This is a genomic window from Flavimaribacter sediminis (assembly GCF_019492055.1).
In the GTDB taxonomy this organism is placed as follows: domain Bacteria; phylum Pseudomonadota; class Alphaproteobacteria; order Rhizobiales; family Rhizobiaceae; genus Flavimaribacter; species Flavimaribacter sediminis.
The window spans coordinates 434310-451395 of record NZ_JAICBX010000003.1 but is presented as its reverse complement, the minus strand read 5'-3'; the positions used below and the strand labels follow the sequence as shown (position 1 = coordinate 451395).

The 17086-nt window shown below is 58.4% G+C and carries 15 protein-coding genes; 1 reads left to right on the top strand and 14 read right to left on the bottom strand.

Annotation, left to right across the window (positions count from 1 at the left end; all coding sequences use genetic code 11):
• Positions 1-6 precede the first annotated feature (6 nt).
• Genes K1W69_RS17830 through K1W69_RS17800 form a run of 7 tightly spaced genes read right to left on the bottom strand, consistent with a single transcriptional unit; the run spans position 7 to position 7647 of the window.
• Entirely contained in the window at positions 7-1134 is a 1128-nt protein-coding gene (locus K1W69_RS17830; protein ID WP_220229774.1) for a mandelate racemase/muconate lactonizing enzyme family protein, read from the bottom strand.
• Positions 1135-1138: 4 nt separating this feature from the next.
• Positions 1139-2314 (bottom strand): mandelate racemase/muconate lactonizing enzyme family protein, encoded by a 1176-nt coding sequence (locus K1W69_RS17825; protein ID WP_220229773.1) that lies wholly within the window; start codon positions 2312-2314, stop codon positions 1139-1141.
• A gap of 28 nt (positions 2315-2342) precedes the next feature.
• Positions 2343-3875 (bottom strand): ABC transporter substrate-binding protein, encoded by a 1533-nt coding sequence (locus tag K1W69_RS17820; protein ID WP_220229772.1) that lies wholly within the window; start codon positions 3873-3875, stop codon positions 2343-2345.
• On the bottom strand, positions 3872-4873 hold the full coding sequence (locus K1W69_RS17815) for an ABC transporter ATP-binding protein (RefSeq protein WP_220229771.1): 1002 nt from the start codon (positions 4871-4873) through the stop codon (positions 3872-3874). The genes K1W69_RS17820 and K1W69_RS17815 overlap by 4 nt, the downstream gene beginning before the upstream one ends.
• On the bottom strand, positions 4870-5895 hold the full coding sequence (locus K1W69_RS17810) for an ABC transporter ATP-binding protein (protein WP_220230014.1): 1026 nt from the start codon (positions 5893-5895) through the stop codon (positions 4870-4872). Before K1W69_RS17810 ends, K1W69_RS17815 begins: the two co-directional genes overlap by 4 nt.
• Before the next feature lie 2 nt (positions 5896-5897).
• Positions 5898-6815, bottom strand: a complete 918-nt coding sequence (locus K1W69_RS17805) for an ABC transporter permease (RefSeq protein ID WP_220229770.1) — start codon at positions 6813-6815, stop codon at positions 5898-5900.
• 1 nt (position 6816) lies between these two features.
• On the bottom strand, positions 6817-7647 hold the full coding sequence (locus K1W69_RS17800) for an ABC transporter permease (RefSeq protein WP_220229769.1): 831 nt from the start codon (positions 7645-7647) through the stop codon (positions 6817-6819).
• A 369-nt stretch (positions 7648-8016) separates the two neighbouring features.
• Here K1W69_RS17800 and K1W69_RS17795 point away from each other — a divergent pair, with 369 nt between their 5' ends.
• Positions 8017-8940, top strand: coding sequence for a mannonate dehydratase (locus tag K1W69_RS17795; protein ID WP_220229768.1), 924 nt, complete (start codon positions 8017-8019; stop codon positions 8938-8940).
• Positions 8941-8976: 36 nt separating this feature from the next.
• Here the strand turns inward: K1W69_RS17795 and K1W69_RS17790 are convergent, their stop codons facing one another.
• From K1W69_RS17790 to K1W69_RS17760, 7 genes are all read right to left on the bottom strand, one after another.
• Positions 8977-10380: an amidase family protein gene (locus K1W69_RS17790; RefSeq protein ID WP_220229767.1), complete on the bottom strand. Its 1404-nt coding sequence runs from the start codon at positions 10378-10380 to the stop codon at positions 8977-8979.
• Between the two features lie 4 nt (positions 10381-10384).
• Positions 10385-11659, bottom strand: coding sequence for a TRAP transporter large permease (locus K1W69_RS17785; protein ID WP_220229766.1), 1275 nt, complete (start codon positions 11657-11659; stop codon positions 10385-10387).
• Positions 11660-11662: 3 nt separating this feature from the next.
• Positions 11663-12172 (bottom strand): TRAP transporter small permease, encoded by a 510-nt coding sequence (locus K1W69_RS17780; RefSeq protein WP_220229765.1) that lies wholly within the window; start codon positions 12170-12172, stop codon positions 11663-11665.
• A 255-nt stretch (positions 12173-12427) separates the two neighbouring features.
• Positions 12428-13465 (bottom strand): TRAP transporter substrate-binding protein DctP, encoded by a 1038-nt coding sequence (dctP, locus tag K1W69_RS17775; RefSeq protein WP_220229764.1) that lies wholly within the window; start codon positions 13463-13465, stop codon positions 12428-12430.
• Positions 13466-13624: 159 nt separating this feature from the next.
• On the bottom strand, positions 13625-14362 hold the full coding sequence (locus K1W69_RS17770; protein ID WP_220229763.1) for an IclR family transcriptional regulator: 738 nt from the start codon (positions 14360-14362) through the stop codon (positions 13625-13627).
• Between the two features lie 99 nt (positions 14363-14461).
• Positions 14462-16714: a N,N-dimethylformamidase beta subunit family domain-containing protein gene (locus K1W69_RS17765; RefSeq protein WP_220229762.1), complete on the bottom strand. Its 2253-nt coding sequence runs from the start codon at positions 16712-16714 to the stop codon at positions 14462-14464.
• The gene (locus K1W69_RS17760) at positions 16714-17085 is read right to left on the bottom strand and encodes a N,N-dimethylformamidase alpha subunit family protein (RefSeq protein ID WP_258571163.1); all 372 of its coding nucleotides are present in this window, start codon (positions 17083-17085) and stop codon (positions 16714-16716) included. Before K1W69_RS17760 ends, K1W69_RS17765 begins: the two co-directional genes overlap by 1 nt.
• Between the last annotated feature and the right edge of the window lies 1 nt (position 17086).

Below are 17086 nucleotides of genomic sequence, written 5' to 3'. Positions count from 1 at the left end.
TCCGGATCAGTCTGTCAGCACATGAGCCCGCAGCAGGTCCTCGTCGATCTCGATGCCGATTCCGGGCCCGTCCAAAGGGCGTACCGTTCCGTCGTTTTCGATCTCGTAGGGCTTCGTGCCGATATCATGATGCAAGGGATTGGCGGCCGAGGCATCGGCCTCGAACCAACCGGGATTGTCGATGGCCGAAAGCAGGTGAATGCTGGCCGCATAGTTGAGGCTTGTCGTGGCGCTGTGGGGAGACAGGGGCACGTGCCTTGCAGACGCCATCGCGGCAATGCGCAGAGCTTCGGTGATGCCGCCACATTTCGACAGGTCCGGCTGAACGTGACCGATCGCATCGATGTCCAGAAGTTCTTGGAAATCATAGCGCGTAAAATGGTTCTCCCCTGCGGCCAACGCAATATTCGCGAAGTGTCCGGCGCGTCGATAGGCGGCGAGGTTTTGCGGCGGAAAGGGTTCTTCCAGCCAGAGGAAACCCATATCGGCAAACCGGGGTGCGGCGATCCGGCACTCTTCCAGGGAATAGAGCGTATTGGCGTCGATCATCAGGCTGACGGAGTCCGGCAGGCTTTCGCGTACTTTCCTTGCGCGAGCGAAGTCCATTTCCAGAGTATCGCCGGCCCGCAGTTTCAGTGCACGAAAACCCTTTTCAACCAGACCAAGCGCCTCATCGGCCAGTTTTTCCGGCGGCTCGAAGCCGAGGGACAGGCCGCCGGCATACGTTCTGATCCCGTTCGACCAGCCGCCCAGCAACCGGTATAGCGGCATTCCGGCGGCCTTGCCCCTGATATCCCAGAGCGCCATGTCGATGCCGCTCAAACCGATGGCGAAACCTGCATCGGCGCCGGACGACTTGATGCACGACCGATAGATCTTGTCCCATATCGCGTTGACGGCGGAAGCATCCTCACCGACGACGAGACCGGCGAGCGTGCGGTTGATCAGGGTCGTAATAGCCTGGGTCGAGCGCGCATTCATCGCCTCGCCCCATCCGACGATCCCGTCACGCGTCGTCACCTTGACGGCGACGGCCGAACGAAATCCGGCGAACCGGAACGGGCCGGCTCGGAACGAATAGTCGGCGGGCAGCGGCATGGCGACCGGCAAGGCCTCCACAGACTCGATTATCATTGCATCAGTTCCCCGGTGTATTGGCGCGAACAGCGTCCTCGTTGACCTCTATGCCCCAGCCCGGGCCGTCCGGCACCAGAAGGTGACCGTTTTCGACCACTGGCCGCGTATGGAACAGTTCGTCGTTCCATTGCGGCTGGTCAAAATCCATTTCGACATAGCGATAGTTGGGAATTGCAGCGCACATATGCGCGCTCATCATCAGAGCCAGATGACTGGTGAAGGCATGGGAACTCACTCCGATATCGTATGCGTCGGCCAGATCGGCGATCTTGACGGACTCGTAAATGCCGTTCCACATGACATCGATTATCGCGACATCAACCGCTCTTTTTTCGAGAAACGGGCGATACATCTCGCGATGATAACACGTCTCCAGCGAAGCAATCGGCGTGCGCACCGATCGCCGGATATCGCAAACCGCTTCGGGATCGGGCAAGTCCAGTTCCAGCCAGGCGAGATCGACCGGTTCGAGCGCCCGCGCCAGCCTGATGCAATCCGAAGGTCTGAAATTCGACAGGATGTCGAGCATGATAGCCGCGCTTTTTCCCGCGCCTTCACGCAACGCGGAAAGTTGGTCGACCGCAGCAGTCAGCACCGATTGCGGCAGATCCCTTTCCGGGTGGCCCGGTCCGACGCCGAAACCGCCGAAATAGACAAAGGGCTTCGGCGCATCGAATATCACGATATTTGTCTTCAACGCTCCGACGCCTTTTTCGACGACTTCCCGGCCGAGCCCGGCGAAGTCCTCAGCCGATCGCACCGGTTGGGCGCCATACAACTCCGGTGTGGAAATGCGGTAGGTTCCGCAGTGTGACCAGTAGACCCGGAGGCGGTCGCGGATCGCGCCTCCGAGAAGTTCGTAAACCGGAACGCCAAGCGCTTTTGCCTTGATGTCGATGCAGGCGTTCTCGATCGCGGCGTAGGCGAGCGCATTCAGCCCGCCGGAAGCGACGCGGGATTTTGCCTTGAACATGGCAGACAGGCGCCCGGTGGCGCGGGGATCCTCCCCGATAAGGCCGGGAGCGATCTCACGGATCAGGGCGGTGAGCCCTTTCGAGCCGATGAACTCGCTGAACTCGGACCATCCTGTCACGCCTTCGTCCGTCGTGATTTTCAGGAACGAGATCGTCTTCCTGCCTCCGCTGGCGTGAAGATCCTCTATGCCTGTTATGCGCATCTGGCTTCCTTCTGGCGCTGAGGCCGACCTACTGGTCGACCTCGATGTCGTTGATGCGCAGCCAGGCCCCGCCGGACGTCCGGGGGATGCCCTGATAGGACACTTCCGGCTGCATAGCGAAAACGGAGACGCTGGACCACATCGGAATATAGATTACATTCTCGTACAGGGCCCTGATCCCCTCACGGATCAGTTCGCCACGTTCCTCGTCATCCATCGTGACACGCCCCTTCACGATCGGCTCGGTCACGCCTTCCTGATTGTGCAGCGAAAAGGGAGAGGTCGTGGCAAATGACAGCCCGATCGAATAGGCGGCTTCCGGAGTGCTGGCGATCGTCAAAGGATGCAGGCCGACCATCATGGCGTCCGGATTGTTGTGCAGTTCGCGCAACATCTCGACCGACTTGAGTTGGTCGAGACCCTGCAGTTCCACATCGATGCCGATGGGCTTGAGAAAAAGCGCGATCGCTTCGGCTGTTTCCTTGATCCCGGAGTAGCCTCCCGACATGTAGTACATCGGCATGGTGAACCCGTCCGGATAGCCGGCGTCCGCAAGCAGCTGTTTTGCAGTGGCAGGATCGAACTCCGGCAGCTTGAGGTCGGGATCGTAGCCGATTTCTTCGGGTCCGAGCGCAGGAAACCGGTTGGGAACGCCGCCCAGCAGTCCATCCACGATGGCGTTTCCGTCAATTGCTTTCGAGATCGCCTGCCTCACCCGAATGTCGGACCAAGGCGCTTTTGGATTGAGTGTGTGGAAATAAACAGCAAGCGTCGGATGCACTGGCACTCCGGAGATATTGTAACCGTCGCCCTCGAGAGGCTTCACCGATTCCATGGGAGCGTGCATGATGAGATCAGCCTCGCCGGAACGCAGCTTGGCGACGCGCGTCTGGTCATCCTTGATGAACTCTATGCGCGCCTTCTTGATTTCCGGAGCGCCGCCCCAATATTCATCGAAGGCTTCCAGATCGATATATTCTCCGAATTTGTATCCGGCGAATTTATACGGTCCGGTCCCGATCGGATTTTGGGTGAATCCTTCTTCACCTGCTTCGTCGAAATGTTTCTTGGACGCAATTAGCAGGCTTCTTTGCCTCAAAAATCCCGGAGTGGGTTCCTTGAAGACGAAGCGGATCGTCTGATCGTCGACAATTTCGATATGGTCGAAGCTCGCCATTTGCCGTGCGTAGAACTTGTTGAGTTCGGACTGACGTTCCTGGCTGAACTTGATATCCTCGGCCGTCAGGGGGTCTCCGTTGTGGAATTTGACGCCTGGCTTAATTTTGAATTCTATGACCTTGCCGTCTTCCAAAATTGTCCAGTCGGCCATCCCGGGAACCGGGTCGCCGTTGGCGTCGGCTGCGATCAGCGGCTCGTTTATATTGGTCATCGTGCCGAGGACGAGCGGAGGAAGACGGGTTTTCAGGGCGTCCAGCGTGTCCGGCTCGATCGGCGTCGCAATGGAAAATGTATCGTCGGATTGCGCCTGAGCGGCGTTCGGCGCAACCGCCATCAGCGCGAGGCCCAGGGCGACGGCAGTATTGAATAACAGTTTTTTCACTTCAGTTCTCCTCCATGGTTTGGCTTTTCGATAGCGAAATGGCATTCGGCCATATGGTCGCTGTTGATCATCAGGTTGGCTGGCGGCTCGACCTCGCAGCGTTCGACGGCGATCGGGCAGCGGGTCCGGAAACGGCAACCGGACGGGATATCGAGAGGCGAGGGCACTTCGCCTTCCAGTTCGATGCGTTGATGGTGCGCGCGCGGATGTTCAGGAAGCACCGCAGAAAACAGCGCCTTCGTGTAGGGATGACGGGGATTTGCGACGATTTCCCTGGCGGGTCCGATTTCGACGATACGACCCAGATACATCACGGCGATGCGGGTGCATATGCGCGAAACCACCGGGAGATCGTGGGAGATAAGGAGGTAGCTCAGCCCGAGGTTCCTTTGCAGGTCCTTGAGCAGATTCAGGATCTGAGCTCTTACCGAAAGATCAAGCGCCGACACGGGCTCGTCGAGGACGAGGAGTTTCGGGTTGAGGGAAATTCCGCGCGCGATGGCGATGCGTTGGCGCTGGCCGCCGCTGAATTCATGCGGATAGCGTTCCATCCAGGCGGGATTCAATCCGACCTTGTCGAAGAGATCGGCGACACGCTCGTCTGTTTCACGCGACGACAGGCCGCCGTTTACGATCATCGGCTCCGCGACGATCTGCCCGGCGGTCATACGTGGACTGAGCGAACTGAACGGGTCCTGGAACACAGCCTGCACCTGCCTGCGATACCGGGAGAGATTGCGTCCGCGGGCGTCGTGAACCTGCTGTCCGAGGAAGCTGATGCGACCTGTGGAAACGTCATGGAGTTTCAGGATCAAACGGGCAAGAGTGGACTTGCCGCATCCAGACTCTCCAACCAGGCCAAGAGTTTCTCCCGATCTTACGGTCAGATTGACGCCGTCGACGGCGCGGATCGAGCGACGTGGCGCAAACGGACTGCGACGAACGGAAAAACGCTTCGCAACGTCTTCCAGCTGCAGAATGTCGCCATTAACCGTCATGTCGCCGTCTCCGAATAGAGCCAGCAAGAGGCAGCGCCGGAATCAACGGCGAATTCCGGCGGATCTTCATCGGCGCATATCGGCATCTTGTGCGGGCAGCGCGGGGCGAACGGGCAGCCTTCGATCGGCTCCGAGAGGTCGGGCGGACTACCCTCGATCGTGACAAAATGGTCTCCGCCATCCGTATCGGACAGGTTCACCAGCTTGAGCAGCGCTTGCGTGTAGGGATGGAGCGGCGTGTCGAACGTCGCCTCGACAGGCGCTTTTTCCACGGCGCGCCCGGCGTACATGACCAGAATGTCGTCGCAAAGACGCGCCGCGACGCCGAAATCGTGCGTGACGATAATCAGCGACAGATCCCGGCTTTTCTTCAAGTTGTCGAGCAAATCAAGATATTGCGCCTGGACAGTGGGGTCGAGCGCTGTCGTTGGTTCATCCGCGATCACCAGTTCCGGATCAGCCGCTAGTGCAATAGCCCCGACAACCCGCTGCAGCATTCCGCCGGACAGTTCGTGCGGATACTGGCGCAGGCGGGTTTCCGGCGAAGAAATCGAAAACTGGCGAAGGAGTTCGAGCATGCGCTCGCGCAGCGGCCCGCCCGATAGTCCTTTGTGCTTTCTCAACGGTTCGGCAAGCTGGTCGCCGATGGTGAAAAGCGGATCGAGGGTCATCATCGGATCCTGGAAGATCATGGCGATCCGGGTTCCGCGAAGCTTGGCCATTTCGCCTTCGCGAAGGGCGAGAAGATCGACGCCTTCGAGTTCTATGCGCCCTCCAACCGTCCGCGCGGATCTTGGCAGCAGCCTGATGATGGAATAGGCGGTCATCGATTTGCCGCAACCCGATTCCCCGACGATCCCGAGTATTCTGCCGCGTTCCAGACGAAACGAGACTCCGTTCACGGCGCGCACCACCCGACCGCTTCGCCTTGAGGTTATCTCCGTGCGCAAATTGTCGACATGCAGAAATGCTGGTGGATCCTGCGACACGGTCGTCTTTCGTTTCGCCTGGGTGTCGATCATGTTCACTGGTATCGGATCCTGGGGTCCACGACGCCGAAAGCGACGTCAATCGACAGGTTGAGCAGTATGAGAAAGACCGACGTGAGAATGACCGCCGCCTGTATCACCGGATAATCGCGGCCAACGACGGATTCCACGACCAGACTGCCGAGACCCGGCCAGTTGAAAACCGCCTCGATGATCACCGCGCCGCCGATCAGGTTGGCGAGCAACACGCCACAAAGCGCAAGCACCGGAATGATCGCGTTCCGCAACATGTGCTTCCACAGGATGAGCCTGGCCGACAGACCTTTGGAGCTCAGAAACCGGACATAATCCATATCCAGCTGCTCCAGCAGCGAAGACCGGGTTACCCGCATGATGGCGGCGATGCCGAACAGGGCAAGGGTAAAGGCCGGGAGTATGAGGTGGCTGAAACCGCCTCTGCCGCTGCTCGGCAACCATTGCAGTTTCACGGCGAAAAGCAGGATCAGCATCAGACCGATCCAGAAATTCGGCATCGATTGTCCGAGCACGGCGACGGATCGAATGGTCCAGTCGGAAACGGAGTTGCGCCGAAGCGCTGCAACCACGCCCAGCGGAATACCGACGACGATCGAGATGAAAAACGCCGAGAGGGTCAGTTGGACGGTCGCCGGAATGCGTGCGACGACAAGGTCCATGGCCGGAACCTGATATTTGATCGACTCACCGAAATCCCCGTGAAAGACCGCCGCCACGAAGCGCATGAACTGGACCCAGAGCGGTTGATCGAGGCCGAGGCTCTGGCGAATATTTCTGATGTCCTGCTCGGTGGCGTCGGTCGGCAGGAGAAGGAAGGTGACGTCTCCGGAAAGGCGCGCGCACACGAAGACGATGATGGAGACGCCGACGATCGTAACGACGGCAAGAAACAGGCGCTTGACGATAAACGACCCCATGTCAGCGGACCTTCGGATCGAGCGCGTCGCGCAGCCAGTCGCCCAGCAGATTGGCGCCAAGCACGGTCGCCGTAATGGCGAACCCCGGGAAGGCCGCAAGCCACCAGGCGGTCGAAAGCAGGCTGCGGCCATCGCTGATCATCAGTCCCCAGGCAGACGAAGGCGGCTGTATGCCGATCCCGATATAGGTGATTGCGGCTTCGAGGATCAGCGCCCGACCGAGCTGCAAGGTAACGAGCACGACAATGGTTGCCTGGAGATTTGGCAGGATGTGGCGGGTGAGAATTCGCAGATGGCTGCAATCGGCGACCTTCGCCAGTTCGACGAAGCCGCGTTCTTTCAAAGACAGCGTTTCGCCGCGGACAACGCGGGCGTAGTCCGCCCAGAACGTGATCGCGATCGCCGCCACCACCGTTGTTACGCCCGCTCCGATCGCCGAGCCGATGAGAATTGTCAGCAGAATGGCCGGCACGGACATTTTGACGTCGACAATCCGCATGATGATGTTGTCGGTGACGCCACCGAAGTAGCCGGCGGCCAGTCCCGCCGCCACGCCGACCAGCGCGGCGAGAAACACGCCGAAGACCGCAACGATCAGGGCGACCCTGGCCCCTTCGATCAGGCGACTGAGAAGATCGCGTCCGAACTGATCGGTGCCCAGGAGGTGATTTGCGGTCCCACCCTCAAGCCAGACTGGCGGTTTCAAGCGCGCGGCGAAATCGATCGCTGTCGGCTCGTGGGGCCAAATCCACGGGCCGAACAGCCCCCACACCACCACCGGCGCCAACAGGACTATGGGAATCCAGGGAACCTTGCCGACACGCGTAAACACAGCGCCGAATCGGTGCTGCGCACGAACATGTCCGGTATTCTCAAGGCTGGAAATTGCGTTCCTCCTCCAAATCGCCCGCCAGCATCAAAGTTGATGCAAATTTTATTCAATCGCTGCTTTTTTCTACGACGGATTCCTCCGACCTTCGACGTCTGTTTTATCCTCCCGAAGAAATTGATTAATATGATAATAAGATTCAGGCCAGCGTATTCTTTCGCGTACCGATCATGCGTTTGAAAATGCCTTTTCAAATGCACGAAATATTGCGATTATTGAATCGAGGTTCGGTATCGTCAAGGCATTGCAGGTAACAATGTGAAATTCACAATTCCAGGTGGACCTGAGCCGTCGGACGAGGATTTGCGCGTCATGCGTGAATTGGGCGTAGACCGGACCTATGTCCGCATCATGCCAGATACACCCCACGATACAGTGGAGGGTCTCCGGACGATCATCGCCCGGTACGTCGAGGGCGGCGTCGTCGTTGACAACATACGCAACATGACCGCGACATCCATGCTGGATGACATCATGCTCGCGACACCCCTTCGCGAACGAAAAATCGAGGCGTTCAAGGCATGGCTGCGAAAGGTTCACGCCGTCGGGCTGACTTATACGATCGCACTTGCCTCTCCCGGGTTTGTCCTTTCCAGCGGCTTCGCTCAACTCCGCGGAGGCGTCCAGGCGCGCGAGGTCGATCTTTCCAAGCCTCTACGACGCGGCCTTCCGCAGAATCCGGGCGTCGTCGTCAGCGACGAGCGCCCTGTGGGAGAGCGGCCATATACCCATGACGAGGTGTTCGGGAATTTCGTCACATTCCTCCGTGAAATAGAACCGGTCGTCGAGGAGACAGGGGTTCGGGTCGGTTTCCATCCCGACGACCCTCCCATTCCTGAAGCCGGCCGCGCGGCCCGCATCTTCTCGACCGAAGACGATATCAGAACCGCCTTCCATGCGGCGACGAGCGACAAGATCGGGCTGACCATCTGCTGTGGAACGTGGCTCGAGGGCATAGGAGACCCTGTCGACGCTATCTACGAATACGTGCCCACGGGCAGAGTATGGGAAGTCCACTTTCGCAATGTCACCGCCACGCTTCCGCGATTTTCCGAGACGTTTCCCGACGAAGGTTATTACGACATGTTCCGGATCATGGAAGCGCTGGTCGCCACCAACTATTCCGGCAGCATAAACTTCGATCACGAGTTGCCGATCGTGGGCGGATCGCGCGCTTACGCCGCTTACGCCCAGGGCTACATGAAGGCGTTGCTGGCTCAGGCGCAGAGAGATTGATCAAAGACTGGCTGCGACTGCGTTCCCAACATCCCTTTAAGCCAAGTTGGGCCATTTTCTACATACCGCCAGCACGCGTTCGACCGTAACCGCGAGGTCGAGTGCAAAGCGGTCGGCAAATCGTGGCAGCACGAGTTGCAGACCGACCGGCATTCCTTCCAAAGTAAATCCGCAATTTAGCGACAGCGCGGGCTGTTCGGTCAGATTGAAAAGCAGCGTATTGCAGAAAGGCGCGAACTGGCCGTGGCCTTCCGGTGTTGAAAGTTCCGCGTCAAAGGCGGTGATGGGCACTGTCGGCAGCACGAGGACATCATGGTCCGCCAACATCTGCATTGCCTTGTCGCGCGCCAATTGCGTCAGCAGGAACTGAGCGTGGTGGTCATTGCCGCTATCACCAGCTGCTTTCCGCGCCCACGCATCGATCAGTTCTGCCTTTGCCCGTTCATCTACCGGCAGGGTCTTCAGTTCGTGATAGGAGCGGTGGCGATAGAAATCCTCTATGGCGTCGGCTTCCTGCTGGTTGAAGGGAGGATCGATGTCCTCGACGACCGCTCCCTCTTCCTGCAATTTCGCAACGGCGCCTTCTACCAGCACGGCGACTTCAGCATTCGTCGCCAGGCCAAAACCGACATGTTTCAGAAAACCGAAGCGCAGACCGCGAAGCGTCGCCTCCTGCGGCGCCCCTTGAAGCGATCGGTCAAAAGGCAGACTGGCGAAATCCCGCGTATCCGGCCCTGCTATTACTTGCATCAGCAAGGCCATATCCGCCGCACTTCTTGCCATCGGCCCCGCCACCGCGGCCGGGCACGAATTCGGGTAATACGGGACACGGCCATAGCTGGGTTTCAGACCGGCCAGTCCGCAAAAGGACGCCGGCACGCGGATCGAACCGACGATGTCCGTTCCTACGCCGATGGGTATCACGCCCGCCGCCAGCGCGGCGCTGGTTCCCGAGCTCGAACCTCCGCTGGTCTTGTCGAGATCCCATGGATTCCTTGTGGGGCCGAACATCGAGGAATAACCGGCGGCCATCATTCCGAGGTCGCACATCGTCGACTTGCCGAGCAGGATCACCCCGCTTTCACGCAGCCGGGCCACGCAAGGCGCGTCGAATGGCGGAAGGATTGGATTGGCAGCGAGAGCAGCCGTTCCCCGGTACATGGGAACCCCTGACATGAAGAGCCCGTCCTTCACGAGTGTCGGCACGCCATCGAGCGGACCGAGCGGCTGTTTCTTGCGCCATCGCTCTTCCGAACGCAGCGCTGCGTTTCGAGCGCCCGCGTCATCGCGAAAGAACACGGCGTTGATTTTCGGGTTGACCGCCTCCATGGCCTCAATCGCCACGGATGTGACCTCGACTGGAGACAGATCGCCCTTTCCATAAGCCTCCATCAATGCGGTGGCGCCCAGATCGCGATATTCCCGAAAAGTCATAGCCATGGTTTCATCCGTAAACCGTTGTCGGGAGCCAGAGGGAAAGCTGCGGCACGAAGGTGATAAGGAGAAGCATGATGATGAGCAGAACGACAAACGGACTGACGCCCCTGATCGTCTCCGATATCTGTGCCCCCGAAATGCCGGTCAGGACGAAGAGGTTCAGTCCGACCGGCGGCGTTATCATCGCGATTTCCATGTTGATGGTAAGGATGATTGCGAAATGTATAGGATCTATGCCGAGAGCAGGCAGTACCGGCAGAAGAATGGGAAGCGTTATCAGCAGTATGGACGCCACTTCGAGAAACATGCCCATGATGAACATGACTAGATTGATCAGGAGCAGAAACTGCCAGGATTGCAGGCCTGCGTCGCCAATCACCCGCACCATTGCCGCAGGCACGCCCGATTCCGTGATCCAGTGACCGAAAGCGAGGGCGACCGCGACGATGATTGTGATTACCGCGGCGCTGCCCACGGCTTGAGCCGTCACGGGAATAACGTCGCGCATGGCAATGGTCCGATAATAGCCAAGGCTCACCAGAAGCGCGACGCCGGCCGACATTGCGGCTGCTTCGGAGACGGTGACGTATCCGCCATATATGCCGACGGCGATGATTAGGGGGATCGACAGTGCGGGAAGGGCGTGGACGGTCTTGCCAACGACATTATCGATTGTCAAAGGGTCGCCCTTCGGCAAACCCCGGCGGTGGGCCCGGAAAACAACCCAGCCTGCAAAGACCAGCGCCACCAGCAGTCCGGGTACCACGCCTGCGAGAAACAGGCGCGGAACGGATTCGTCCGCGATCACCGCGTAGAGAATGAGCGGCAGGCTCGGCGGTATCAGAATTCCCAGTGTCCCCGAGGCTCCGATCAGTCCGAGTGCAAAAGGACGATCGTAGCCGCGAGCAGTCATCGCGGGAATGAGTATGGTTCCCATCGCGATGCAGGTGGCGACCGAAGAGCCGCAAATCGCCGCGAAGATCACGCAGGCGACAATGGCGACGATGCCGAGAGATCCCCGCAACCAACCAAGCCACGCCCCGGCCATCTCGACAAGGGCATGTGCAATGCCGCCCTTTTCCATGTAGGTCGCCGCCATCACGAAGAAAGGAATCGACAGCAACATTGGAGAATTGAGTTGGTCGATGACCTTTTGAGCGAACGGGACCAGGGACAGACCGTTCAGAGAAAATCCTAGCGACGCCGTCAGACCAAGAACCACGAAAATCGGCGCGCCGAAGGCGAGCAGAACGAAAAACAGGACGGGGACGATCGCTGCCATGCGCTAAACGCTCGCTTCTCTCATCAGGCCCTCTTTTGTAACCGATCCTTTCTCACTGATGATGCGGACCAGCAACAGAACATAGCGAATGGCCATAAGAGCGGCCCCAACCGGCAGAGCGAGATAATAGATCCACATCGGAAAGCTGACGCCGGTCTGGCTGTGTTCATCGATCAGTATGGCGATGTTCACCACGTCGGAACCGAACCAGATGAATATTGCGCAGACGGTCAGCGCAGCCAGCGCATTGATTGCTTCTAGAAAACGCACCACGCCAATCGGCAGAAGCCGTAGAACAAGGTTCGCCCTGACGTGCCCCTGCCGGGTCACCTGTCCCGCACACGCAATCATTGCCGCCCAGACGAAAATATAGACGATCAACTCCTCGCCGCCGCCGGCCACCAGTTCGGGCAACAGATACCGAGCCGCCACCTGCGCAAGCGCAAAGACAAGCATGAACAGGCCGAGAATGCCGACGACCCAGTTTTCGAGCAGGTCCAGTATCCTGATCAACGCAGCCTCCTGTACGTCAGAAGCGACGTCAAATCTTCATCGCAGAAACCTGCAAGGGAAAGAGAATACAAGTTGCTTACCTGCAAACATCACATATGTGAAAAACTAGGAGCCCATCCACGCTGGAAGACGTGAGGCTTCCTGAGGACTGGCCTCACGGATCTTTTGGATACCGTGAAGCCGAACCAGCCGTCAGGCTTGCGGTGCAAGGAGATTCGGGGCTTCGGCTCCGGCTGCAGTCGACTGAACTTTGTGCTACATGCCGCCGCGCGCTTTTATGATCGCTTCGGAAATTGCCGGATTGATCTTGAGTTCCTTCACGGCGTCTTCCTCGGTCGGCGCCAGGGCTTCGTGAAGCGCCTCAAGCTGTTCCGGCGTCGGCTGGTAGACCGTAAAACCATTTTCCACCAGAACTTCCCGATCCCGGTCATCGGAGTTGCGAACGCGCTCCAGGAAGGTGGGCAGCATTTCTTCCCAGGTGTCCTCCATGATCGCTTTCAGATCATCGGGGAGTTTTTCCCAGGCCGGGTTTGCGATCAGCATCATCTGGTACATACGCGAATTGGCGTCCTCGAAGGTGTATTTAACGCCGGTATCCCAGAGCTTGCCAGAAATCACCGTATTATGCGTGCTGACCAGACCGTCGACCTGTCCCTGGTTTAGCGCCAGAGCGACATCCGGCCACGGTACGACCACGGGTGTTGCGCCCTTCTGGGATATCTGGAGCGATTGCATCGCGCTTCCCGGATGGCGTATGCGCATACCCTTCATGTCCTCGAAGGATTCGATGGGTTTGTCCACCGAATAGGTATGAAGCGGCTCGAGTTCATGCCATCGGCCGATCACATGTGAATTCAGTTTGGCATCCAGCTCCGCGTTGATGATTTCGCCCACTTCGCCATCAACGATCTCGCGCGCTTCCTCGGCCGATACTCCGAAGAAGCTGGGCAGTCCCGGGAAATCCAGATCGGAGACGATGCCTGAAAGCGTCCAGGAGCCTGGCATTGCCATTTCGACTGCGCCCTGGAGCAGCGCCTTGCCCACGTCCCGGTCGGCATAGAGTTGCGCGGAGTGGTATAATGTCGGCTTCAGGCGGCCGTCGGACCGCTTTTCGATTTCGTTTAGATATTCAGCAAGATGCGCCGTGCGGCTTGTCTGCAGATTGGTGTCCACCGATACCCTGAGTTCGTATACATCGTCTTGAGCTATGGCTGGCAGGGTCGTCATCGCGGTGAAATTCATGGTCGCAATCGCTGCCGTTGCGACTAGCCTGCGGCGTCCAGTTTGGAACATAACTGTGTCTCCGTTGTTTGTTTCACCCGGTCTCGTCGTCGGGGGATTGCGACGGGTCTGCCGGGCGACAGCACAACTATAGTGACGTGAATTTGTCGACTGCCACTGAAATCCAGCGTCGTGGCGGCAACCATCACATACGTGAAATATTGGGGTGATTCAGGCGAGGTATTTCGACTTTGCATGCATCAGGATCTCGACATTCTGAGATAGATGGACACGCAATCGCTCTGTTGGTCCGGCGATGCCTATGGTCAGTGGACGCTTGACGGCGCCGGGTTTCAGCGGCACGGCGATGACACTGGCTCCCGGAACGACCATGTCAGGCTCGAACGAATAGCCGTCGCGCCGTATCTTGTCGATCATGTCGTACAACACCCTTCGACTGACAGATGGCAGGGCCCGCGCCAGATGTGTCTTGGTGATGATCAGATCGATCTGTTCGTCCGTCTTCATGGAAAGAAGGACACGACCGGCATTGGATTCCAGAAGATAGCGCGTTGCCCCAGGCTGGAGATCGTAGCGTAACGGATGAGTCCCGGCCACCACGTGGATATATTGCAGGTGAATCTCTGTTTCGGCCCCGAGGACCACGGTGTCCTCGCAAACGTCGGAGATTTCCTGGAGCATTTCATGCATGCTCCCGGCCTTGAAGAACTGGCTGTTGAGCCAACTGCCCAGAAGTGTCAACCGCATCGTCGGCTGGACGGACCGACCCCGCGTCGAATAGTCGAGATAGCCGTTCTGCATCAGGGTCTTGACCAGAAGCGATGCGCTCGATTGCGGAATCTCCAGCTCCTCGGCAATCTCGGTAATGCGCATGGCGCGCTTGTTCTGCGCGAAGATTTCAAAGATCTGCAACACACGACCGGCGGATTTTACGAGTGGCTGTTCCATGTCACGAGGCCACCTCATACTGAATTGTCGGCTTTTTCCGGAGGATTTCGGTTAGGCGATCCAAAGAGCCTGAGCGGTGACAGCACATCTGCCTGGTTCCTATTCGAGGACAAATGGTTCCGGGTTGGTAAAACGATCGAGAACATTCGCGGTGATGCGGCTGACATTGTTGTCATAGCCGTTGTGGCTGAGGCTACCCGCCCAGGCGATTGATCCAACGTTAAAGACGGCGCCGCCGCCTGAGGTTTCGAAGAACACCATGTCTGCGGCGATACGCGCTTCGACAGGCGCCGTGACTGTCGGCACTGTAATGCTCATTTCCTCGTTCACCAGCCTGTAGGACTCAGTGTGATGTTCGGAAGACGCCACGATCAGGGCATGGGTCGGCGTACCGAGAGACGGATCCGCATGGTCGATCTCTACGCCTGCCGCGCCACCGCCCTGAAGGCCGAAATCTCCAATGACATCCTCATCGATCCCGTCGAATATGAAGGCGGCGCGAGGGTTCTTACTCGCTTGCGTACGGCGATAGTGGGTCGAGAGATCAAATCCTTCAGAAATAAAGCCGCATCCGACAATGGATTGCGGGGGACGTCCGTGGGCGCGCCAAAGACCGCCCCGTTTTCCGTCGAAGCTGTGAAATTCCTCGCCGGGCTGGGTCTCCCAGGTTCGAATGGCCGGGCCGCATCGGCGCACTTCCATGACCCCGTCCAGCGCGGGATGATAGGCAATCCGCCAATAGAACCCGTTGCCGCCGAGAACCATCAACCGGCCTCCGCCATCGACGTAGCTTTTGGTCGCTTCCCACATCGTCGGTGAGAAGTATTCCGGATGCGAGCCCGTCACGATCGTCTGGTAGTGGCTGAGAAGCGGATACCCTTCTGCGTGAAGGTCTTCGTCGGTGATAACGTCGTAATCGACGCCCTGCGCCTCCAGCCAGTCGAAGATATGGGTGTCAGCGTTGTATTCCCGCAGGTTCGATCCGTGCGTGCCGAAGGAACTTATATATCCCGGCCTAAAATTGAGTATCGGTCGCAAACGGGACGAGTAGGCGACGCCACTGCCGTCCGAATGGATATCATAAAGCGAGGGACCCCATTCCTTGTGTTCGTCGATCAGCCGGTTGGCTTCATGAAGGATAATGAGCCGGCTTGAGAGAAGTTCTGCGATGTCGAAGGGCACCGGATTCAGATTCGCGTACGCGAGATAGGTGGCGGTCGAGGCTAGAAAGGCGACCGGCGCTCGTTTTGAGCCTTGTACTGGCCGCACAAATATCGGTATGCGTTCAGACCGATCGCCCGCAACAAGCCTGACGGCATAGACTCCGCTTTTCAGATTTTCAGGCAAAATCAGTTCGAAATCTACGTCCCACTGTGCGTCATGAAGGTCGTCGTCATGAAAATGGATCGCGCCATATTGCTCCGGAGCGGCGTTCCAGTTGACTTCCTCCCCGGTCCAGTTGGCGCCAGTCATGGCGCGGGTAGGCAGATTGACGGTTTTTCCGTGTGCTGCGTGTTTGGAAAGATCGATTATTCGCTCGCCGGAGATTTCGCGTGAAAAGTCCCAGAATCCGAGCACTGTCCCGGCCACTTCCGGAGCAATCGTCTCTCGTCTGAGCACTTCCATCTGCAGCCGGCTCAATGCGCCTCTGGCGAAGCGCGTCTTCTCTATCTTCCCGTTGAAATGGAGGTCGGTAAAACAGCGCTCTCCTTCCATGCCGGTCATGCGTGCGGCAAATACCAGCATTGGCTCGGAAGGCAGATCAAGCGCCTCTTTTGTCTCCAGTTTTTTGGCGACTGGCGCTTCGCCGGCGCCCGTTCTGGCATAAGGCTCCTGATAAAGGCAAAGAGCGCCCGCATCAGCGTCGAATACCAGGGCGACGAAATACCACTGGCGTTCGGTGAGCTTCACTCCGCTGGACAGACGGAGTTGCTGTCCCTGTCTGTCAGTCGCGACGAGTTCCATGCACCCGTCTTTCCCGACGCCCAGCCTCACGCCCCCGCCATGTGCGTCCTGCAACGAGATAACGGCCTGGTCTCCAAGTTCCGGCGTCGTTGGCCAGATATGCGCCTGCAGCGTGAAGCTCCGGATATCTCGGTAAGCGGCCTGGGGAAGCACCAGGACGCAGGAGCCTGCATTGCAGACCTGTTCTCTGGCAGGATAGGTCCCGTCTCCGACAGCAGAGACCTGTTCCTCCTTGAAACCTGGCCCTTTCGGGTTCAGATCACCGCAGATCGTGCGTACGAGACTGGCTTCGTACTGCTCTGCGGTCGTGCAACTCACATGAACTTTCAGCGTTTCGCCCGGCGTGGCGCTGATCTTGTCTAGATATCCTACGATATATGGCAGCATCAGACGGAGCCCTCACCATCGGAGCCGGGGTCAATGCCTGTCAGGTCTTTCCAGCGCAGTCGAAAGACATATCGTTCGGCGTCCTCGATCGAGGTAAATCGCAAATCCTCATTCGTAATGACAGGATCGCCCCGCTCGCCTGTCAATGTTCCAAGCACCCACCGCTTGTGCGGAATTTCTGCGACCAGGACGTATTTCCCTTTGACCGGCGCCTTGCGGAAATGCTGTAACACGAACTGAAGATCGGGGCTGTGCGCGCCGATCGGCTTTTCCGAAAACTCCGCATAGAGTTCCGATCCGCGCGCCTTGATCCGATCCCAAACAGTCTGGCCTTTTGCGACATGAGGCGGGGGTACGTGGAAATCGGTCATG